Origin of the sequence: Arthrobacter sp. G119Y2 (genome assembly GCF_038069765.1) — a bacterium.
Taxonomy (GTDB): domain Bacteria; phylum Actinomycetota; class Actinomycetes; order Actinomycetales; family Micrococcaceae; genus Arthrobacter_B.
Map to the genome: position 1 here is coordinate 186,580 of NZ_JBBPFS010000006.1, position 18,907 is coordinate 205,486.

General features: G+C 66.5%; 21 protein-coding genes. 14 read left to right on the forward strand and 7 right to left on the reverse strand.

The features are described 5' to 3' along the window. Positions 1-9: 9 nt before the first annotated feature. The 6 genes from WKB88_RS14465 to WKB88_RS14490 all read left to right on the forward strand — a co-directional run bounded on the left by WKB88_RS14465 (position 10) and on the right by WKB88_RS14490 (position 5,378). Entirely contained in the window at positions 10-1,218 is a 1,209-nt protein-coding gene (locus WKB88_RS14465) for an acetoin utilization protein AcuC (protein ID WP_445818931.1), read from the forward strand. A gap of 36 nt (positions 1,219-1,254) precedes the next feature. After that, positions 1,255-1,926 (forward strand): ArsR/SmtB family transcription factor, encoded by a 672-nt coding sequence (locus WKB88_RS14470; RefSeq protein ID WP_341395246.1) that lies wholly within the window; start codon positions 1,255-1,257, stop codon positions 1,924-1,926. Between the two features lie 85 nt (positions 1,927-2,011). Beyond that, the gene (gene gdhA / locus WKB88_RS14475) at positions 2,012-3,352 is read left to right on the forward strand and encodes an NADP-specific glutamate dehydrogenase (protein WP_341395247.1); all 1,341 of its coding nucleotides are present in this window, start codon (positions 2,012-2,014) and stop codon (positions 3,350-3,352) included. 271 nt (positions 3,353-3,623) lie between these two features. After that, a complete protein-coding gene (locus WKB88_RS14480; protein ID WP_341395248.1) occupies positions 3,624-4,769 on the forward strand; it encodes a 3-deoxy-7-phosphoheptulonate synthase in 1,146 nt (381 codons plus the stop codon). Between the two features lie 150 nt (positions 4,770-4,919). Then, positions 4,920-5,132 carry a helix-turn-helix domain-containing protein gene (locus WKB88_RS14485; protein ID WP_210227694.1) on the forward strand — a complete coding sequence of 71 codons (213 nt, stop codon included), beginning with the start codon at positions 4,920-4,922 and terminating at the stop codon, positions 5,130-5,132. A 147-nt stretch (positions 5,133-5,279) separates the two neighbouring features. Further along, positions 5,280-5,378, forward strand: coding sequence for a 30S ribosomal protein bS22 (locus WKB88_RS14490; RefSeq protein ID WP_003792170.1), 99 nt, complete (start codon positions 5,280-5,282; stop codon positions 5,376-5,378). Positions 5,379-5,471: 93 nt separating this feature from the next. Here WKB88_RS14490 and WKB88_RS14495 read toward each other — a convergent pair whose 3' ends face one another. Further along, complete coding sequence (locus tag WKB88_RS14495) at positions 5,472-6,284, reverse strand: HAD family hydrolase (RefSeq protein ID WP_341395249.1); 813 nt, start codon at positions 6,282-6,284, stop codon at positions 5,472-5,474. A gap of 88 nt (positions 6,285-6,372) precedes the next feature. On the opposite strand from WKB88_RS14495, the gene WKB88_RS14500 reads away from it, so the two are divergent. Together WKB88_RS14500 and WKB88_RS14505 are read left to right on the forward strand one after the other, a co-directional pair. After that, entirely contained in the window at positions 6,373-6,627 is a 255-nt protein-coding gene (locus WKB88_RS14500) for a glutaredoxin family protein (protein WP_341395250.1), read from the forward strand. Between the two features lie 76 nt (positions 6,628-6,703). After that, positions 6,704-7,411: a redox-sensing transcriptional repressor Rex gene (locus WKB88_RS14505; RefSeq protein ID WP_341395251.1), complete on the forward strand. Its 708-nt coding sequence runs from the start codon at positions 6,704-6,706 to the stop codon at positions 7,409-7,411. Between the two features lie 37 nt (positions 7,412-7,448). Here the strand turns inward: WKB88_RS14505 and WKB88_RS14510 are convergent, their stop codons facing one another. The 3 genes from WKB88_RS14510 to WKB88_RS14520 form a co-directional block, all read right to left on the reverse strand. Then, positions 7,449-7,982 (reverse strand): hypothetical protein, encoded by a 534-nt coding sequence (locus WKB88_RS14510; protein ID WP_341395252.1) that lies wholly within the window; start codon positions 7,980-7,982, stop codon positions 7,449-7,451. Positions 7,983-8,385: 403 nt separating this feature from the next. Further along, on the reverse strand, positions 8,386-9,204 hold the full coding sequence (locus WKB88_RS14515) for a hypothetical protein (RefSeq protein WP_341395253.1): 819 nt from the start codon (positions 9,202-9,204) through the stop codon (positions 8,386-8,388). Positions 9,205-9,589: 385 nt separating this feature from the next. Beyond that, on the reverse strand, positions 9,590-10,132 hold the full coding sequence (locus WKB88_RS14520) for a YceI family protein (RefSeq protein ID WP_341395312.1): 543 nt from the start codon (positions 10,130-10,132) through the stop codon (positions 9,590-9,592). A gap of 142 nt (positions 10,133-10,274) precedes the next feature. Here WKB88_RS14520 and WKB88_RS14525 point away from each other — a divergent pair, with 142 nt between their 5' ends. The 5 genes from WKB88_RS14525 (at position 10,275) to ccsB (ending at position 15,422) form a co-directional block, all read left to right on the forward strand. Continuing rightward, positions 10,275-10,937: a histidine phosphatase family protein gene (locus WKB88_RS14525; protein WP_341395254.1), complete on the forward strand. Its 663-nt coding sequence runs from the start codon at positions 10,275-10,277 to the stop codon at positions 10,935-10,937. A 94-nt stretch (positions 10,938-11,031) separates the two neighbouring features. Continuing rightward, positions 11,032-11,631, forward strand: coding sequence for a TlpA family protein disulfide reductase (locus WKB88_RS14530; protein ID WP_341395313.1), 600 nt, complete (start codon positions 11,032-11,034; stop codon positions 11,629-11,631). 98 nt (positions 11,632-11,729) lie between these two features. Continuing rightward, positions 11,730-12,446 (forward strand): cytochrome c biogenesis CcdA family protein, encoded by a 717-nt coding sequence (locus WKB88_RS14535; RefSeq protein ID WP_341395314.1) that lies wholly within the window; start codon positions 11,730-11,732, stop codon positions 12,444-12,446. A 127-nt stretch (positions 12,447-12,573) separates the two neighbouring features. Beyond that, positions 12,574-14,328, forward strand: coding sequence for a cytochrome c biogenesis protein ResB (gene resB, locus WKB88_RS14540; RefSeq protein WP_341395315.1), 1,755 nt, complete (start codon positions 12,574-12,576; stop codon positions 14,326-14,328). Continuing rightward, a complete protein-coding gene (ccsB, locus tag WKB88_RS14545; protein WP_341395255.1) occupies positions 14,328-15,422 on the forward strand; it encodes a c-type cytochrome biogenesis protein CcsB in 1,095 nt (364 codons plus the stop codon). The genes resB and ccsB overlap by 1 nt, the downstream gene beginning before the upstream one ends. A 486-nt stretch (positions 15,423-15,908) precedes the next feature. On the opposite strand, the gene WKB88_RS14550 is transcribed toward ccsB, so the two are convergent. Continuing rightward, the gene (locus WKB88_RS14550; RefSeq protein WP_341395256.1) at positions 15,909-16,289 is read right to left on the reverse strand and encodes a PLD nuclease N-terminal domain-containing protein; all 381 of its coding nucleotides are present in this window, start codon (positions 16,287-16,289) and stop codon (positions 15,909-15,911) included. Positions 16,290-16,410: 121 nt separating this feature from the next. On the opposite strand from WKB88_RS14550, the gene WKB88_RS14555 reads away from it, so the two are divergent. Then, positions 16,411-16,719 carry a DUF4229 domain-containing protein gene (locus tag WKB88_RS14555; RefSeq protein ID WP_341395257.1) on the forward strand — a complete coding sequence of 103 codons (309 nt, stop codon included), beginning with the start codon at positions 16,411-16,413 and terminating at the stop codon, positions 16,717-16,719. Positions 16,720-16,786: 67 nt separating this feature from the next. Here the strand turns inward: WKB88_RS14555 and WKB88_RS14560 are convergent, their stop codons facing one another. Continuing rightward, positions 16,787-17,671 (reverse strand): 1,4-dihydroxy-2-naphthoate polyprenyltransferase, encoded by an 885-nt coding sequence (locus WKB88_RS14560; RefSeq protein ID WP_341395258.1) that lies wholly within the window; start codon positions 17,669-17,671, stop codon positions 16,787-16,789. A gap of 90 nt (positions 17,672-17,761) precedes the next feature. Then, positions 17,762-18,904 (reverse strand): AMP-binding protein, encoded by a 1,143-nt coding sequence (locus tag WKB88_RS14565; RefSeq protein ID WP_341395259.1) that lies wholly within the window; start codon positions 18,902-18,904, stop codon positions 17,762-17,764. Positions 18,905-18,907 lie beyond the last annotated feature (3 nt).

Consider the following 18,907-nt stretch of genomic DNA (forward strand, 5'->3'; position numbering starts at 1 on the left):
CTGTTCAGCATGATCAACCGCGGACTCAGTCTTCCGGTCATGCCGACCCGCATCATCTGGCACGAGTCCATGCTGGACTACAACTTTGGCGTCGGCCACCCCATGAGTCCCCTGCGGCTGGACCTCACCGCCAGGCTGGCCCGGGACCTCGGGATTTTCGACCTGCCCGGCGTGTCCCTGGGCAAGCCGTACGTCGCCACCGACGAGGAACTCGGAACCGTGCATGGCAGCGAGTACATCGCCGGGGTCCGCAGCGTCAGTGAGAACCCGCGGTCAAGCCAGGAGAAATTCGGCCTGGGCACCGAGGACAACCCGGCCTTCGCCGGGATGCATGACGCCAGCGCCCGGCTGGTCGGCGGTTCGCTGGCCGCTGCCGACGCCGTCCTCTCCGGGGAAGTGCTCCACGCGGTGAACTTCGGCGGCGGAATGCACCATGCGGCAGCCGAACGCGCCTCGGGTTTCTGCATCTACAACGACGCCGCGGCCGCCGTCGCCCGGCTGCTGGCCGGCGGCGTCGGCAAGGTGCTCTATATCGACGTCGACGCCCATCACGGCGACGGGACCCAGAGCATCTTCTGGGATGACCCGCGCGTCATGACCATTTCCCTGCATGAAACCGGGCTGACGCTCTTTCCGGGCACCGGCTTTGCCAACGAGACCGGCGGCCCCGGGGCCGAAGGAACCGCCGTCAACGTGGCGCTGCCGCCCAGGACGTCCGACGCCGGCTGGCTGCGGGCCTTCCACGCCGTGGTCCCGCAGCTCGCGGAGGCGTTCGCTCCGGACGTTATTGTGAGCCAGCACGGCTGCGACAGCCACCTGGATGACCCCCTGACCAACCTCCGGCTCAGCGTGGAAACGCAGCGGCAGGCAGCCCTGTCGATCGCGGACCTCGCCGCCAACCTCTGCGGCGGCAGATGGATCGCCACCGGCGGCGGCGGCTACAACGTTGTGTCCGTGGTGCCGCGCTCCTGGAGCCTGCTGATGTCCGTGGCGGCTAACGGCCGGATCAGGTGCAATACACCGGTGCCCCTGTCCTGGCGCGAGTACGTCAAGGACAAGTACGGGGAGGATACCCAGCCGCTGATGGGCGACGGCGTGGAACTGTGGTGGAGGTCCTGGGAGGTCGGATACGACCCCAACGACGAGATTGACCGTACGGTCATGGCCACCCGCAAGGAAGTCTTTCCGCTGCACGGGCTGGATCCCTGGTTCGACTAGCGTTCCTGGTTCGACTAGCCGTTCCGGATACCACGCATGTCCCGCACCGACGGGCCGACAGCGGAACCGGCCTTTGTCCCGGAAACGGATAAAGTGGGTGTCATGGTCATCGATGATGTTTTTGCCGTCATTGCGGAGGGCACCCGCCGTGAACTTCTGGGTGCGCTGCGCAGCGGGGATAAATCCGTAGGCGCGCTCGTGGAGGAACTGGAAGTCAGCCAGCCCACCGTCTCGAAGCACCTGAAGGTCCTGCGCGAGGCCGGGCTGGTCAGCATGCGCGCCGAGGGCCAGAAACGCTACTACTCCCTGCAGTCGGCTCCGCTGGAGGAGATCGTGCTGTGGCTCAAGGCATTCAACCTTCCTTCCCTGCAGGAGGCAAAAGGGCCCGACGCGCGGCTCGCCGCCCTCAGCACGGCGGGCAGTGCGGCGGGCAGTGCGGCAGGCACCCCGGCAGGTGCCGGCGCTGCAGCGGCCGCCCCGGCCGCAGCCCGAACGGGACGGCTGTTTGCCGGCCGTCCGGCGTCGTCGGACCCCCGCTCAGCAGCGGCAGCTGCGTCAGCCGAGCTGGAACCGGGAAGCGTTGAAGCGCAGCCGGCAGGAGCGGATCCCGCCGCCGCGCAGCACCTGGGGCGTACCGTCGGCAGGGCCGCTGAACGCGCCGCCGATCTGCTGGGACAGTTCCCGAAGTTCCGGCGTCGCCGCTCCTAGGGCGTCTTCCCCCGTCACACATCGCAGCCGCGGCAGGTGAACGCTAGCGTAGTAGGTGGGGAATACCGAAGGAGCAATCACAACTATGGACCCAACACTCATCAGCGTGCGCGACGACGTTTTCCGCCGCAACCCGGGTGAAACCGAATTCCATCAGGCGGTAGTCGAAGTCTTCGACACGCTGGAACCGGTGCTCCGCAAGCATCCCGAGTTCGGCGAGGCTGCCATTCTGCAGCGGATCTGCGAACCGGAACGGCAGATCATTTTCCGGGTGCCGTGGGTGGATGACCACGGGCAGGTGCAGATCAACCGGGGCTTCCGGGTGGAGTTCAACTCGGCCCTGGGACCTTACAAGGGCGGGCTGCGGTTCCACCCCTCGGTGTATCTGGGCATCGTGAAGTTCCTCGGGTTTGAACAGATTTTCAAGAATGCGCTGACGGGCATGCCCATCGGCGGCGGCAAGGGCGGCTCCGACTTCGATCCGCGCGGCAAGTCCGACGCCGAAGTTATGCGCTTCTGCCAGTCCTTCATGACCGAGCTCTACCGCCACATCGGTGAATACACCGATGTCCCCGCCGGCGACATCGGCGTTGGCGGACGGGAGATCGGCTACCTGTTCGGCCAGTACAAGCGGATCACCAACCGCTACGAATCCGGCGTGCTGACCGGCAAGGGTGTCAGCTGGGGCGGCTCCCTGGTCCGGCCCGAGGCCACGGGGTACGGCGTGGTGCTCTTCGTGGAAGAAATGCTCAAGACCCGCAACCTGAGCCTGGACGGACAGCGCGTCATTGTTTCCGGATCCGGCAACGTGGCCATCAACGCCATCGCCAAGGCCCAGTCACTCGGGGCAAACGTGGTGGCTTGCTCCGACTCCCAGGGGTACGTGGTGGACGAGACGGGCATTGACGTATCGCTGCTGCGCGAGGTCAAGGAAGTCGAGCGCGGACGCATGACCGACTACGCCAAGCGCCGCGGCAGCTCCGCCACCTATGTGCCGGGCCGTTCCATCTGGGACGCCGGAGCCACCGTGGCGCTTCCCTGCGCCACGCAAAACGAGCTCGACGAAGCCGACGCCGCCGCCCTGATCAGGTCCGGTGTGGTTGCGGTGGCGGAAGGGGCGAACATGCCCTGCACGCCGAAAGCCATCGAAGCCTTCCAGGAAGCCGGAGTGCTCTTCGGACCGGGCAAGGCCGCGAACGCGGGCGGGGTGGCCACCTCTGCACTGGAAATGCAGCAGAACGCCAGCCGCGATTCGTGGTCCTTTGAACACACCGAGCGCCGGCTCACGGAAATCATGGTCAATATCCATGACAGCTGCGCCCGCACGGCCGAGGAATACGGCTCGCCCGGCAACTATGTGGTGGGCGCCAACATCAACGGGTTCGTCCGGGTGGCCGACGCCATGCTCGCCCAGGGCGTCATCTAAACAGGGCGTCATCCAAACAGGTAAAACGGCGACACATAACGTTAGCCACGGCACAGAATTTGCGGGTTCGCACGGGCCGGGTTTACGGTCGGAGGCATGACAAAGCGTTGGTATGCGTATTTTCCGTTGGCTCTGGAGGAGCCTGCGCGGTAATACGCTGACGCCAACCTTCAGAGCCACCGGGGCAGGGATGATTCCCTGCCCTTCGCCATATCCGGCGGGCTTTGAGGAGTCTCCCCGCCGGTCCGCAACCTGCCGAACGGGAAAGACCATGACTGTTACCTCCGGACCCCTGACCGGACCCCTGACCGGACCGGCTGCGCCCGGCGCCGCCGGCCGTGAACCGGCCCACTCCAATCCCCGGACCACCGGGTTCAGCCCGCTGCCGGCTCCCCGGCAACTGCGGCAGGAACTGGCTCCCGCCTCCGGTCTGATCCGCAGCATTGACCGGTCCCGGGCAGAAATCCGCGCCGTCCTGAACGGCGTGGATGACCGGCTGCTGGTCATTGCCGGCCCGTGTTCCATCCATGATCCGGCGGCAGGACTCGACTACGCCCGGCGGCTGGCGGCGGCAGCCCGCGAGCACCGGGAGGACCTCCTGATCGTGATGCGGGCCTACTTCGAAAAGCCCCGTACCACCGTCGGCTGGAAGGGCCTGATCAACGATCCGCGCCTGGACGGATCCCACGACATCGCCGAAGGCCTGCGTGCCGCCCGGCGGTTCCTCCTTGAAGCCGGGAACCTGGGCCTGCCGGTCGCCACGGAGTTCCTGGAACCGGTCAGCGCGCGGTACCTGGCGGACCTGGTGAGCTGGGGCGCCGTGGGAGCGCGGACCACCGAGAGCCAGGTCCACCGCCAGCTGGCGTCGGGCCTGCCGATGCCGGTGGGGTTCAAGAACGGAACCGACGGCTCACTGGACGTTGCCTTGGATGCCTGCCGGGCAGCCTCGGCGCCGCAAAGCTTCCTGGGCATCGACGACGACGGCCGGGCCTCCGTGGTCAGCACCGCAGGGAACCCGGACACGCATCTGATTCTGCGCGGAGGGGCAGCCGGGCCAAACTTCTCCCCGGCGGACGTGGCTGCGGCAACCGATGCCCTGGCGGCCAGGGGCCTCAACCCCAGGCTCATCATCGACGCCAGCCACGCCAACAGCGGCAAAAGCCATGTTCGCCAGGCGGAGGTTGCACTGGAACTGGCGGCCAGGCTGGGGAGCGGCGGAACGACGTCGTCCGCCGTGGCCGGCGTGATGCTGGAGAGCTTCCTGGTTGCCGGAGCCCAGAAACTGGACGAATCCGCCCCCGGACGGCTGGCGTACGGGCAGAGCATCACCGACGCCTGCATGGGATGGGACGCCACTGTGCCCGTCCTGCGGTCCCTTGCCGATGCGGCCCGCAGACGGCGCGAAGATGCCCGGTGAACTTCCACTATCGTGACCTCAGACACTAGAGTGGAAGACCGGACGGTTAATCACTAACGGTCCGCAAAGCAGTCCCAGTGGCAGTCACCGCGTTCACGCCGATGCTGCAGTGCAGCCGGTTGTTGAGCATCATTAAAGGACTCAAGGCAAATGGCAGACGAGGGAAATTTCTCGGACGTGAGGTTTCTGACCGTGTCAGAGGTTGCGGATGTCATGCGGGTGTCCAAAATGACCGTGTACCGGCTGGTGCACTCGGGCGAGCTTCCCGCCGTCCGTTTCGGGCGCTCGTACCGCGTGCCGGAATCAGCCGTCCAGCAGGTGCTGAAAAACGCCGTCATTGACCGCCGTTCAGACACTGCCTAGTACTGTCACTGGATACCGCGGCGAGGCGGTACCCTGTTAAAGAACGTTTTACATCGTGGCAACTATCTGCCGGTGTCAATGCGCGGGTGCCAACGGTGCCGAAGCGTTGGAGCCGGCGTCTGACTATTTCAAGTTTGTGAGGACTCTGTGGGTTCAGTTATCAAGAAGCGCCGCAAGCGTATGGCAAAGAAGAAGCATCGTAAGCTGCTTCGCAAGACCCGCCACCAGCGTCGCAACAAGAAGTAACCAGGAATTTTCTGGCCAAACCCGCCGTGCCCTTCGGGGCCCGGCGGGTTTGTTGTTTAAGGCTGGTTGGCTGCCGCAAGGCCGGCGACGGTCCTAGCGGGACCGGACCCAGGAGAAGCCCCGCCACAGGCCGTAGGCGCCCCCGGCCACCGTGGCACCCTTCAGGCCCAGGGTGGCCGCGCGGCGTCCGGACCGGAAATCGTAGATGGGCCAGTTGCGGTCCCTGGCGTGCCGGCGCAGGCGGGCGTCCGGATTGATCGCCACGGGATGTCCCACCAGGCTGAGCAGCGGAACATCGTTGTAGGAATCGCTGTAGGCCCAGCAGCGGTCGAGGTCGAGGCCTTCCTTCTTCGCCAGGACCTTGACGCCTTCGGCCTTCGCCGGACCGTGCAGGAACTCGCCCACCAGGCGGCCGGTGTAGAGCCCTTCGTCAATTTCGCTGACCGTTCCCAGCGCACCGGTGAGGTGCAGGCGGTCCGCGATCACCGAGGCGACTTCCACGGGCGTGCCGGTGACCAGCCAGACGGGCCGTCCGGATTTCATGTGCTGTTCCGTGAGGGCCCGGGTGCCCGGCCAGATCTTGGACTCGATCATCTCGTCATACACTTCTTCGCCCAGGACCCGGATATCTGCGGCTGCCAGGCCGGTGGCCAGCGTCAGGGCGGCGTCGCGCACGGAGTGCACGTCCTTGAGGTTCTCGCCCTGCAGCATAAACCTGGCCTGCTTACGGGCGAAGCCGAAGGCCTCCCGGAGCGTGAAAACCTTGCGCTGGTACATTTTGCGGCCCACGTGGAACAGGCTGGCTCCGCGCATCAGGGTGTTGTCGACGTCGAAAAACGCAGCCTCGCCGGGTTTGACCGCCGGAGCCAGAGGCTCGGCGGCTCGTACTGCGGTGGTTCTGGGCATACCACTGAGTCTACGCAAAAAGTCCTCCGGGGCACCGTCGCCCCTTGCGGGTTCCGGGGAAACCGGACGGGGCGGTTATTTTAGAGGTATGACCTCAACAGATGCGCATCCTGATCTCCTCCTGCTCACCCGGCCGGGCTGCCACCTGTGCGAAGGAGCCCGCGAGGTTCTCGAGAGGATCCGCTCTGACCTGGGCATCGGCTGGCGCGAACAGTCCATCGAAGGGGACGCGGACCTGACCTCCCGTTTCGGTGAAGAGATACCCGTGCTCCTGATCGACGGCATCCAGCGCGATTTCTGGCAGCTGGACGAAACCCGTCTCCGACGTCTTCTGGGTGCCTAGCGGCGGAAGCTTTGTCCCCTCCGGCCGCGGGCTTAGAGTGGGAAATCCGGACAGCACCGACAACCGATAGGCACATGTGAGCACCTCCGAGGAATCCGACCGGTCTGCCGGTGCAGCCGCCCGGCACATTCCGCCTGCCTCGCTCGCCCGCCTGACCATTTACCTCAGGGCGCTGAGCGGCATGCTGGCCGAGGGGAACGAGCGTGTGTCCTCAGATGAACTGGCGGAAGCGGCGGGTGTTAATTCCCCGAAGCTCCGCAAGGACCTGTCCTACCTGGGCTCATACGGCACCCGCGGCGTCGGCTACGACGTGTCCTACCTCAGCGAACAGATCGCCTCCGCGCTGGGCCTGACCCGCAGCTGGCGGGTAGCCATTGTCGGGGCCGGAAACCTCGGCAGGGCGCTGGCCGGCTACCCGGGATTCGGCTCCCGCGGGTTCGAAGTGGTGGCCCTGCTCGACGCGGACCAGCTGCTGATCGGCCAGGAAGTCGGCTGGCTGCGCGTCAGCTCGGTCGAGTCCATGGAGAGCGTGCTGGAGCGGACGCGGACCAATATGGCCGTCCTGTCCGTTCCCGCGGAGGTGGCCCAGGACCTGTGCGACCGCCTCGTTGCCTGCGGCGTCACCAGCATCCTGAGCTTTGCGCCCGTGCTGCTGCAGGTCCCGGACCACGTCCAGGTGCGGAAGGTTGACCTGGCCACCGAACTGCAGATCCTGGCCTACCATGCGCAGCGGGCCCAGGTCTCGGACATCGCCTCCAAGGCCCGGGCCCGGTTGGCAACATAGCTCTCAGCCGGAGGTCCGGGAGCCGCCGGCTGAACCGTCAGGACATGCTCAGGTACTGGCTGCGCCTGGGGCGGAAGTACCTGCTGCAGTCACCCCGGTAGAGCAGCCCGAGGCCGCCGGCTGCTGCCAGCACGGCAAGGACCTGGAAAACGGAGCCGGCAGCTGCCGCGCCCGCCAGACCCGCGGCGGCTAGGACCGAGCCGCCAATGCGTGCCCAGTTCCTGCCTTCCCTGACCAGCACGGCGACCAGCAGATAGATTCCGAAAACCACGATCGAGGACGCGAGAGTGACCACCTGCAGGGCAGCGGCATACTCGCCGGCATCCACGCCGAGTTTCTCAAGCTGGGCCGCGTTGGACGGCAGCTCGGTCACGGGGCTGCGGCTGGCCCGGACCCCTCCCCAGAGACTGATGACGCCGGCAGCCACAATCAGGACGAACGCGAAACCCACGATCCGTGGCCGCGGGCCCTTCCACTCGCTGTAGGGAATCCGGGCCGGGACAGCCGGCGCAGGGGCAGCGGCCGGCGGGTCCGGGATTGACAGAGCGCCGGTGCCGGCGGGCTGTTCCACCGCGGCGGTCTCTTCCGGGACGGGTGGTGCCGGCGGCGCCGGCGGGGCTGCTGCTGATAACGGCACTGCTGCCGATGGTGCAGCCGCGCGCCGGTGTGCAGCAGGAAGCCGGACGCCCGGCGAGCCCGGGGCCTTTCGGCCGAGGCCAAATACACGGCGCTTTTGAGGGTTGGGGGAAGCAGGAAGTGAACTCATCTTCGGGTGCCGCCTTTGCAAAAAAAGGGATACGCTCCGCGCCGGGCAATCGCTGCGGTCCCGGCGGGTCATCAAACGCTACAGCGCTTCTTCCGCGGTGTGACCAGCGTCAGCGGTTTGAGGCATGCGGGGCACCAAAAAGGGCCGGCCCCATTCCGGGCCGGCCCTTTGTGCGGAACCTTTTGTGCAGGTTGAGCAGCGCTCGGGTTTAGTAGTAGGGACCGAAGCGGGGCCGCTTCTGGAAGTACGGCTGCGCCTGCGGGCGGTACAGCATGACGATTCCGGCGATCCCGGCAAGCGAAGCGAGCAGCGAGACCAGTTCCATGGGGGAGGAGAACGCGAGACCGGTCACCAGGGAGAGCAGCACCCCGACGGCGGACAGCGAGGCGAAAACCGTTCCGATGATCCGTGCCCAGTTCTTGCCGCTGCGGATCAGGAAAGCAATCAGCACATAGACGGCCAGCACAATCAGGGACATGACGACCCCGGTGGTGGCGGCAAAGCTCTGCACCGTTTCTTCCGTCATGCCGGCTTCGTCAAACACCTGCCGGTCCTCGGCGGACAGCGATCCGAAAATGTCCTCCGCTGAGATGGAAAGGGATGAAGCGATCATGTAGATCAGGGTCAGGATCCCGCCGGCCAGAATCAGCCAGAATCCGGTCATGACCTCACGCGGCGGCGCACCCTTGCCGCCGGGCATTTGCCCGGACTCAGGGTAGGCGTAACCGGAAGGCTGGGCGGACTGATAGCCGTACGGGCTCTGCGGCTGCTGGCCGTAGGGCTGCTGTCCGTACGGGGACTGGTTGTAGGGCTGGCCGTAGGGGGAGGACTGCTGACCGGAAGACTGCGCCGGTCCCGGCTGCCCGTACGGAGTGTAGGGCTGGTCGGCCTGCCCCGGCTGGTTCTGGCCGTGCTGGGGCGGCTGGGGGAGGCGCTGGCCGTACCTGGGTCCGTCGTCGGCGGCGGGGCCGGGATCTCGTGGCTGGTTCGGGTCGCGGGGGTCCGGAGTATTCGGAGGTGTGCTCATTGCCGCCTACTTGCTGGTTGGTGCAGGGAGCTGCTCGGGCAGACGCCGGGTCTTTTCGATGCAGCAGTCGTTCTGCGGGTGCTGTCGGATGCTGTGCAGTGCCCTCGGGCACACCGTGCGAACCGGGGCCGGTCATGGCGCCGGGGCGCCGGGGAACGCAATCGGATTCCCCTAGCCTATCGCGGCCTCAGCCGTCCGTCGCGGGTTCCCGAACATCGGGCCGCCTCTCCCGGCTCCGGGGAGGGCCCGGAAACACACGGCCCGGAAACACGCGGCCCGGAAATACAGGAACACCCCGGCCGCTGGCCGGGGTGTTCCTGGATGAAGCCTCGTCAGGCGCGGTGCCTCGGGTGCGGTACCCCGGGTCCGGCCAGGACAGGCAGGATCAGGATGCCGCCACGAAGGCTGCATCCACTGAGATGGTCACTTTGTCGCCCACCAGGACGCCGCCGGTTTCCAGGGCGGCGTTCCAGGTCAGGCCGAAGTCCTTGCGGCTGATGACGGTGGAGCCGGAGAATCCGGCGCGCGTGGCACCGAAGGGGTCCACAGCTACCCCGTTAAATTCGGTGTCCAGGACCACCGGAAGGGTGGTGCCCTTGATCGTCAGGTCACCGGAAACCTTGTAGGTTTCGCCGGAGCCCTCTACGCCGGTGACGGCGAACGTCAGTTCGGGGAACTGCTCGACGTCGAAGAAATCGGCTCCCTTGACGTGCCCGTCGCGGTTGGCGTCGTTCGAGTTGAACGAGGCGGACTTGATCACTGCGTTGATGGTCGACTCTTCGAGGGACGGTCCAACTTCCATGACCGCGCTGACATCGTCGAAGTTGCCGCGCACCTTGCTGATTCCGGCGTGGCGGACTGTGAAGCCCACCTCGCTGTGCGAGCCGTCAAGGGTCCAGGTGCCGGTGGAAAGTCCGCTGGGGATCATGGTGTTCTCCTGTTGCTGGTGGGTGTCGGGGCGCCGCCCCGATGCATGTCGATGCATTTGCATCTACTCTCGCACAGATTCATTCAAGCTTCAAGTATTTTCCAGATTTAGTTCACGGCGCTTCCTCTGCGAAACTTGTTGCATGTCCCGTGCCTCGATCCACCTCGTCCGCCATGGAGAAGTCTTCAACCCGAACGGAGTCCTCTACGGGCGCCTGCCGGAATTCCATTTGTCCGACCTGGGGCAGGAGATGGCCCGCCGCGTCGCCGGTCACTTTGAAGCCCGCAGGAACGACGGCGCGAAGCTGGTGCACCTGGTGGCCTCGCCGCTGACCCGGGCGCAGGAGACCGCTGCGCCGGTCGCCGCCGCCCTGGGCCTGGAGATCACCACCGACGAACGCATCCTTGAGGCAACCAACCGCTTCGAAGGCCTTTCCGGCGTCACCAGCCGGCTGCGCAACCCCCGGTACTGGCCGCTGATGTACAACCCGCTCAAGCCCTCCTGGGGTGAGCCCTATGCAGCCCAGGTGGAACGCGTGATGGCCGCCGTCCAGGACGCCCGGGTTCAGGCGTTGGAGCTGGGCGGAGACAAGGCCGAAGCCGTGCTGGTCAGCCACCAGCTGCCCATCTGGGTCACCCGGCTCGCCGCCGAGGGCCGCAAGCTCTGGCATGATCCGCGCAACCGCCAGTGCACGCTGACCTCCGTTACTACGCTGGATTTTGACGGTGACACGCTGATCGGCGTCCGCTACGCGGAGCCGTCCGCAGACCTGCTGCCCGGGGCTGCGAATATTCCGGGAGCATAATAGAATTACTACGCGTTGTAGAAGTGGCAGCCCCCGCCGCGATGAAAGCTGGAAATAGTTGAAAAATCCTCAGAGCATTCCCCAGCCGGATGCCATGCGCCGCCGCTCCTTCCTGAAGTTCGGAGCCGGTCTGGCCCTTGGCGTACCCCTGGTGACGGCAGCGGCCGGTTGCGCCGTCGAGGATCCCCTGGCAGCACAGGCCAAAGCGGGGGACAACAAGAACTACATCGCCGGCGACGGGTCCGTCACCGAATACGCCTCCGACCAGCGCGGGGAGCCGGTGGAATTCTCCGGCACTCTCTTTGACGGCACAACCGTTCCCTCCTCGGACTTCGCCGGCGACGTGGTTGTGCTGAACTTTTGGTACGCGGCCTGTGCCCCGTGCCGCAAGGAAGCCCCGGACCTGGTGGAACTGCACGAGATGTTTGAGCCCGAGGGAGCGCGCTTTTACGGCGTGAACATCCGGGACGAACGCAGCACCGCTGAAGCCTTTGAGCGTTCCTTCGCCATTCCCTATCCCAGCTACCAGGACAAGGACGGCGGGATCCTGCTGGCCATGACGCAGTTCGTGCCGCCGTCGGCCGTTCCCACCACCCTGGTTCTGGACCGTGAGGGCCGCGTTGCCGCCCGGATTCTCGGGCTGGCGGACAAGAGCACCCTGAAGGCCCTGATATCTGACGCGCTGGCAGCTTAGCCGGCATGTTTCCTTCCGCCGTCACAGCCGTAACCGCCGTCCCTGCAGCAGCGCTGCCGGCCGCGAACGTCTTCGCCGAGACCATCCTCAACGGATCCATGCTCCTGGCCATCCCGGTGGCGGCCCTGGCCGGCCTCGTGTCCTTCCTCTCGCCGTGCGTTCTGCCGCTGGTCCCGGGCTACCTGGGCTACGTCACCGGGCTTACCGGCGTCGATCTGCAGAAGCAGCGCCGCGGACGGATGCTGGCCGGAATCGGGCTGTTCGTCCTCGGATTCTCCGCCGTTTTTGTCATCATCGGCGCAGGCGTCGGACAGCTCGGCGGCTGGCTGCGCGGTGCCGACCAGGCCTGGATTCCGCAGGTACTGGGTGCGGCCATCATTGTCCTCGGCATCGTCTTCATGGGCGGACTGAGCTGGTTCCAGCGGGACCGGAAGATCGCCGCCAGGCCGCCGGCCGGGCTCTGGGGTGCGCCGCTGCTCGGCATCACCTTCGGGCTGGGCTGGGCGCCGTGCCTCGGACCGACCCTGTCCGCCGTGCAGCTGCTCTCCTTCTCCGGTGACGACGCCACCGCCGCGAAGGGCGCCTTCCTGACCTTCATTTACTGCCTTGGCCTGGGACTTCCCTTCCTGCTGATCGCGCTGGGCTTCCGGCGGGGGATGGGTGCGCTGAGCGTTTTCCGCCGGCACCGGCTCGCGATGCAGCGGTTCGGCGGCGGCATGCTGATTGTCCTGGGCATCCTGATGCTCACAGGTGTGTGGAACATCTGGATCAACGATCTCCAAGGTTGGTTGGATAGTGTGACCCTGCCGATCTGATGAGCGCGGCACCCACCTGCCGCAGCTCCTGCCCAGCACGAACCCTCCACAGAACTATGAGAACCAGTTGAACCGTGAACCGGATGTTTTGACCGAAGCCGAGAAAAACGGCGGCAGCCCCGCAGCCGTGCCCGGAAAGGGCGGCAAGGGCGGCAAAAACGGCGGCCGCGGCGGCGATGTCCAGCTGCCCTCGCTCGGCCCGCTGGGTCTGCTCCGCTGGGCCTGGACCCAGCTGACCAGCATGAGGACGGCGCTGTTCCTGCTCCTGCTGCTGGCCGTGGCGGCAGTGCCGGGCTCGCTGTTTCCGCAGCGTCCGGCCAACCCCGCCGTGGTCACCCAGTATCTGGAGGACAACCCGGACACCGGGCCCTGGCTGGACCGGTTCCAGCTGTTCGACGTGTACTCCTCCGTCTGGTTCTCGGCCATTTACCTGCTGCTGTTCGTGTCCCTGATCGGCTGCGTCATCCCGCGGGCCAAGGCCCACTACCGGGCCATGCGCTCAAAGCCCCCGCGCACCCCCAAGCGCCTGTCCCGGCTGCCGGAATACGGGACCCTGGCCATCCCGGCGTCATCGGGCCTCACCGCAGCGTCCGCCGTCGAGCAGGCAGCGCAGATGCTGCGCAAGCGCGGCTACCGGGTGGACGTCCGCGACCTCGACGGCGACCGTCCGTCAGTGGGCGCCGAACGGGGCTTCGCCAAGGAAGTGGGGAACCTCGTGTTCCACACCGCCCTGATCGGGGTCCTGGTCTCCATCGCCGTCGGCGGGCTGTTTGGCTACAGCGGCCAGAAGATTGTGGTGGAGGGGGAGTCCTTCGTTAACACCCTGGTTGGCTACGACTCCTTCACCCCCGGCACCAGCTTCACCGAGGAGCAGCTGGCTCCCTACTCGCTCACGCTGGACAAATTCGATGTCGAATTCGACCGTGAGTCGCAGACCCACTACGGCCAGCCGCTGGACTTCGCCGCAACCATGACGGTGAGGGACAGCCCGGACGCCCAAGAGCACACGGAAACCCTGAAGGTCAACGCACCGCTCACCATCGGCGGCAGCCGCATCTACCTCGTCGGCAACGGTTACGCCCCCGTGGTCACGGTGCGCGACGGCGAGGGCAACATTGCGCTGCAGGGCCCGGTTGTCTCCGTCCCCAGCGACGGCATGTACACCTCCCTGATGGTGATCAAGGCTCCCGACGCCAAGCCGGACCAGCTCGGCTTTGTAGGCTTCTTCCTGCCCACGGCCATGCTTGACGACCAGGGCGTGTCCTACTCCGGTGATCCGGATCCGTTCAATCCCCAGCTGAACCTGAACGCCTACTACGGCGATCTGGGCCTGGACGAGGGAGTGCCGAGCAACGTCTACGTGCTCGACACCGAAAACCTGACCGAAATCAACAGTCGGAATCTGGACGACGGCGGCATCGTCCTGGGCGCCAACCAGACGTACGAGCTGCCCGAAGGGAAGGGTTCCATTACCTTCGACGGCATCAAGCGGTACGCCGCACTGGACATCCACTACGACCCGGCCAAGGTCTGGGTCCTCGGTTTCGCCACCCTGTCGCTGGCCGGCCTGGCCGCTTCGCTGTTCCTGGCGCGCCGCCGCGTCTGGATCCGCTCCGGCACCCATGCCGACGGGCGCATCATGGTTGAATACGGGCTGCTGGCCCGCGGCGAAGACCAGCGGTTGTCCAGCGAGGCGGCCGCAGTCCGGACGCTGCTGGAGAAGCAGTGGTTGGCGGGCAGCGGCGCCGTGGAGGACAATGGCGCGGGGGACACATCCGCTTCGGGCTCCGGAGCGCACAGCACACACCGGGACGCAAAGCCCGAAGCATCAGCGGCGGACAGCAAAGCCGCTCAGGAGAAGGAAACAGGTAAGGACTCGTAATGCCCTCCATTGACTACACCCTCGCTGAGTACAGCGAGCTGTTCATGCTGTTGGCGGCGTTCGCCTATACGGTGGCGTTCCTGGCCTTCACATGGGACCTCGCACAGAGCAGCAGGACCATCAAGGCGGTGGAGAGCAGGGTGGCGCAGCAGGGCGCTGCGGTTCCGGCGAAGGCTGAAGCACTCTCCGGCGCATCCGCCCGCGCCTCCGGTTCCGCCCGCGCGGGATCTTCCGGGTCGGACAGCTACCTCGCGGACGGCAATGTCCGCGGCTGGGACGCCGACGGCGAGCCCGTTGCGCAGACCGCCGACGCCTCCATGGGGTACGTCGGAGCGCGCCGGAACAGTGCGCGCGTCGCCGTCGCACTGACCGTCCTGGGTGCCCTGATCCACACCGCCGCCGTAGTCGCCCGCGGGCTCGCGGCGCACCGGGTGCCCTGGGGCAACATGTATGAGTTCTGCACCACCGGCGCCCTGGTGGTGGCCGTTGTGTTCCTGCTGGTCCTGCTCAAGCGCGACCTTCGGTTCCTGGGCACACTGGTGCTGGGTCTGATCCTGGTCATGATGATGGTTGCCACCATCGGCTTCCCCACGCCGGTGGCACACCTGATTCCGGCCCTGCAGAGCTACTGGCTCATCATCCACGTTTCCGTGGCCGTCATTGCCTCTGCACTGTTTACCCTCACCTTCGCCATGTCCGTGCTGCAGCTGCTCCAGGCCGACCGCGAGACGAAAATCCGTACCGGCGGAACGTCCAAGCTGGGCTTCCTGCGGATCGTCCCGTCCGCGCAGAGCCTCGAGAACTTCTCCTACCGGATCAACGCCGTCGCCTTCGTGCTGTGGACCTTCACCCTGATGGCCGGTTCGGTCTGGGCCGAGCAGGCCTGGGGTCGGTACTGGGGCTGGGACACCAAGGAAGTGTGGACCTTCGTGATCTGGGTGGTCTACGCAGGCTACCTGCACGCCCGCGCCACCCGCGGCTGGACCGGTACCCGTGCCGCCTGGCTGTCGATCGTCGGCTACCTGTGCGTGATCTTCAACTTCACCATTGTGAACGTCTACTTCGCCGGCCTGCACAGCTACTCCGGCGTCTAGCCAAGCGCCGGCGGACGGATTGTCCGCAGCCCCAAGCCCGCCTCCCGGTTCGCCGGGAGGCGGGCTTTTTTGCTGCCCGCGCCCGCGCCGCCGGGACGGAGGGGCCGCCAGTCGTCACGGAGGGGAGCCACGGAGCGGGAGCCACTGAGCCGTGAAGGGGCGGGGAGGGGCTGGGAGGGGCTGGGAGGGGCTGCGCCGCACGGGTTCCCACTCTTCGTGGCTGAGGGGGCTGGTGGGGCAACTCCTGGCACGCGAGAACTCAGAGAGTGGGAACCTGTGCGGATGGACGCCCGGCCCTTGATACACCCGCCGCCGTGCCGGCCGGCCCTTGATACACCCGCCGCCGTGCCGGCCGGCCCCCTGACAACCCGCCGCCGTGACGGCCGGCCCCCTGACAACCCGCCGCCGTGCCCGCCGCATTACAAAGAAACCCGCCCCCCGGAGTGCGGGAGCGGGTTTCCTGGAGGTCAGGTAGTGGGCCGGCTGCTAGCTGCTCGGCTTCTCATCGTCGTTCTTCTTCTGTCCGGCCTGTTTCTCCCGCTCGCGCAGCTCGGCCTCGCGGCGCTTGAGCTCGGCTTCCTTCGCCTGCTGGCGGCGCCGGAGCTCGAGGTTGCGCAGGAAGTCCGGATCGTCATCGGGCGCGGTGGGGCGGCGGGGCTTGCGGTTCTTCGGCTCGGGTCCGCTTTTGGGGCGGCCGAACAGGAACCACAAAAGCGCGCCGAGCACGGGCAGCAGCACGATCGTGAAGAGCCAGGCAGTCTTGGAAATGCTGCGCACCTCCTGTGCCCGCGACATGACGCAGTCGATGATGGCATAAATAATGACGGCGGCGACAATGATGACACCGAAAAGCACGAGGCGAGGCATGTATCAATTGTAGTGGAGCAGGCCACAGCTGTGTCCTCCCGACCGGAGCCGGGCGGGTCGGTAACCGGTCCAAGAGCCCGGCGAAGACGCGCAAAGGCACAGGAGCGCCTAGAATGGGCCTGTGGCTTTCTGGAAATTTACCGCTCTCCGCCTTGGTTTGGTGGCCCTCTTCTTTGCTGCATGCGTCTGGCTGGGCCTTGGCCTGGTGTTGTCTGCGATTGTCGGCGCCGTGCTCGCCTGGTGCGTCACCTACCTCTTCTTCCGCGAGATGCGCGACGCCGCGGCCCGCAGCGTGCAGCATCGCTTCCGCGGCGATGCGCCGCCCTCGCGCAACAAGGCGGAACTGGACGACGCCGGCGCGGAAGACAGCCTGCTTGACGCCCATCCGGACGTGCAGATCGACAACGACCGCAAGCCCCGCGGCAAGTAGGCCCCCGGCGAGAGCCCCGGAGGCAGGCCCCGCAGGCAAGCCCGGAGGCAAGCCCGGCAAGTAAGCCCTAGGCCAGCAGCCGGGTCAGGACGAGTCCGAGGCTGAACAACAGGGAGAAGCCCAGGTTGATCAGTCCGGTCTGCTGCAGGACCGGGATCAGGCTCCGGCGCTTCTTGCCCTTGAGCATGAGCCAGCTCGGCATCAGGCAGGCCGGGATGAGCAGCAGTACCAGCAGCACCCAGGGGTAGTCCGCGGCGATGAACAGCGGCAGCAGGATGGCCAGCGCCAGCATCATGACATAGCTGATCCGGGCGGCCTCATCGCCCAGGCGCACGGCCAGGGTCCGTTTGCCGGCTTCGCGGTCCGTCGGGATATCCCGCACGTTGTTGGCCATCAGCAGGGCCATGGCGATCAGCCCGGTTCCCACGGCGCCGAGCACCGACGGAAGGCTGATCTGGCCGGCCTGGGTGTAGGTGGTTCCCAGGGTGGCCACGAGGCCGAAGAACACAAACACGAAGAGATCGCCCAGGCCCATGTAGCCGTAGGGGTTCCGGCCGCCCGTGTAGCCCCAGGCCGCGGCGACGCAGCCCAGGCCCACCAAGATCAGGAACCAGGTGGAGGAGAGGACGATCAGGGCCAGCCCGGCAAGCATCGCGGCGCCGAAGCACGCAAAGGCGGCGTACTTGACCTGCTTGGCGGGTGCTGCGCCGGAACCGGTCAGCCGCAGCGGGCCCACCCGGTTGTCGTCGGTGCCGCGGATGCCGTCCGAGTAGTCGTTGGCGTAGTTCACGCCCACCTGCAGCAGCACGGCCACCAGTGCGGCCAGCACGGCGTGCAGGGGTTTGAAGGAACCCAGGTCGTATGCTGCCGCCGTTCCGATAATGACCGGCGCCACCGCCATCGGCAGGGTGCGGGGGCGGGCTCCTTCTAACCACTGCGCGGCTGTAGCCACAATCAACGTCCTTTTACTTGAGTGATGTTCAACGTTCTATTCTTCCGCAGCCGTGGAGCGCGGAAGTTCCCCGGGCAGGGGCACTGCAGCTCAGGGGTGGGTGTGCCCCGCGGCATCCAGCAGCAGGCGAAGGCCCATCCGGTCCGTTTTGCCGTTGGGCAGCAGGGGAAGGGCCTCCAGCAGCAGGACCACTTTGGGCACCGCGGGCTTGCCGAGCGAGGAGCGGACAGCGTCCTTCACCTTTTCGGGATCCACGGAGCCGACGACGGCGGCGCCCACCAAGCTGCCCCATTCCGGGCTGTCCAGGCCCAGGACCACGGCTTCGGAAACTTCGGGCAGCTGCTCGATGGAGGCTGCGACGGCGGCGGCTGAAACTTTGATGCCTCCGGTGACAATCACGTCATCGAGCCGCCCGGAGACGGTGACCAGACCGTTCTGCACGCTGCCGGCGTCGTCGGTGCGGTACCAGCGTTTTCCGGAATTGAAGCGGAACCGTTCAGCGGTCAGCTCCGGCCGGCCCATGTAGCCTTCGGCCAGGACGTCCCCGGCAATCCACAGGGATCCGGACTCCACAACGACATCGACGCCCGGCAGCGGAACGCCGTCGTACACGCAGCCGCCGCAGGTTTCACTCATTCCGTAGGTGGTGACGACGTTCAGGCCCTGGGCCGCGGCGTCGGCCAGCAGCCCGGCACCGGCAGGTGCTCCGCCGAGGAGGATGGCGTTGAAACGGCGCAGCACGCGCAGGGTCTCGGGTTCCGGGTTGGTCAGCAGCCGGTGCAGCTGGGTGGGAACCAGCGACGTGAAACGGTTGCGGTCGGTCATTTCGGCGGCGGCCTGCGTGAACCGCGCCGCGCTGAAGGATCCCGACGTGTCCATAAAGACGGGGTGCGTTCCGGCATACAGGGAGCGGATGAGCACCTGGACCCCGGCAATGTAATGCGCCGGCAGTGCCATCAGCCATTGCCCGTCGGCATGCAGCGCCATGGCCGTGGCCATGGACGAGGCTGCGAGGGCATCAGTGGTGAGCATGGTCTGTTTGGGTGCGCCCGTGGACCCGGAGGTGCTGATCACCAGGGCTATGTCATCGTTGGGCAGCTCACCGGAGAAGGTCTGGTCCGGGTTCGCGTGCGGGGCGACGGCGGGGCCCTCGCCGGCGAGGGCGGCGGCCAGCGGAGCCAGAAGCGTTTCGGCGTTGAAGCCTGCGGGAGTATGGACGGTCAGCAGTTCCATGGC

What these genes read in the sequence shown, in the direction of transcription:
- WKB88_RS14465 (WP_445818931.1), top strand. Translation starts at nt 10, where the DNA reads ATGATCAACCGCGGACTCAGTCTTCCGGTCATGCCGACCCGCATCATC.
- WKB88_RS14470 (WP_341395246.1), top strand. Translation starts at nt 1,255, where the DNA reads ATGTCCCGCACCGACGGGCCGACAGCGGAACCGGCCTTTGTCCCGGAA.
- gdhA (WP_341395247.1), top strand. Translation starts at nt 2,012, where the DNA reads ATGGACCCAACACTCATCAGCGTGCGCGACGACGTTTTCCGCCGCAAC.
- WKB88_RS14480 (WP_341395248.1), top strand. Translation starts at nt 3,624, where the DNA reads ATGACTGTTACCTCCGGACCCCTGACCGGACCCCTGACCGGACCGGCT.
- WKB88_RS14485 (WP_210227694.1), top strand. Translation starts at nt 4,920, where the DNA reads ATGGCAGACGAGGGAAATTTCTCGGACGTGAGGTTTCTGACCGTGTCA.
- WKB88_RS14495 (WP_341395249.1), bottom strand. Translation starts at nt 6,284, where the DNA reads ATGCCCAGAACCACCGCAGTACGAGCCGCCGAGCCTCTGGCTCCGGCG.
- WKB88_RS14500 (WP_341395250.1), top strand. Translation starts at nt 6,373, where the DNA reads ATGACCTCAACAGATGCGCATCCTGATCTCCTCCTGCTCACCCGGCCG.
- WKB88_RS14515 (WP_341395253.1), bottom strand. Translation starts at nt 9,204, where the DNA reads ATGAGCACACCTCCGAATACTCCGGACCCCCGCGACCCGAACCAGCCA.
- WKB88_RS14520 (WP_341395312.1), bottom strand. Translation starts at nt 10,132, where the DNA reads ATGATCCCCAGCGGACTTTCCACCGGCACCTGGACCCTTGACGGCTCG.
- WKB88_RS14525 (WP_341395254.1), top strand. Translation starts at nt 10,275, where the DNA reads ATGTCCCGTGCCTCGATCCACCTCGTCCGCCATGGAGAAGTCTTCAAC.
- WKB88_RS14530 (WP_341395313.1), top strand. Translation starts at nt 11,032, where the DNA reads ATGCGCCGCCGCTCCTTCCTGAAGTTCGGAGCCGGTCTGGCCCTTGGC.
- WKB88_RS14535 (WP_341395314.1), top strand. Translation starts at nt 11,730, where the DNA reads ATGCTCCTGGCCATCCCGGTGGCGGCCCTGGCCGGCCTCGTGTCCTTC.
- ccsB (WP_341395255.1), top strand. Translation starts at nt 14,328, where the DNA reads ATGCCCTCCATTGACTACACCCTCGCTGAGTACAGCGAGCTGTTCATG.
- WKB88_RS14550 (WP_341395256.1), bottom strand. Translation starts at nt 16,289, where the DNA reads ATGCCTCGCCTCGTGCTTTTCGGTGTCATCATTGTCGCCGCCGTCATT.
- WKB88_RS14565 (WP_341395259.1), bottom strand. Translation starts at nt 18,904, where the DNA reads ATGGAACTGCTGACCGTCCATACTCCCGCAGGCTTCAACGCCGAAACG.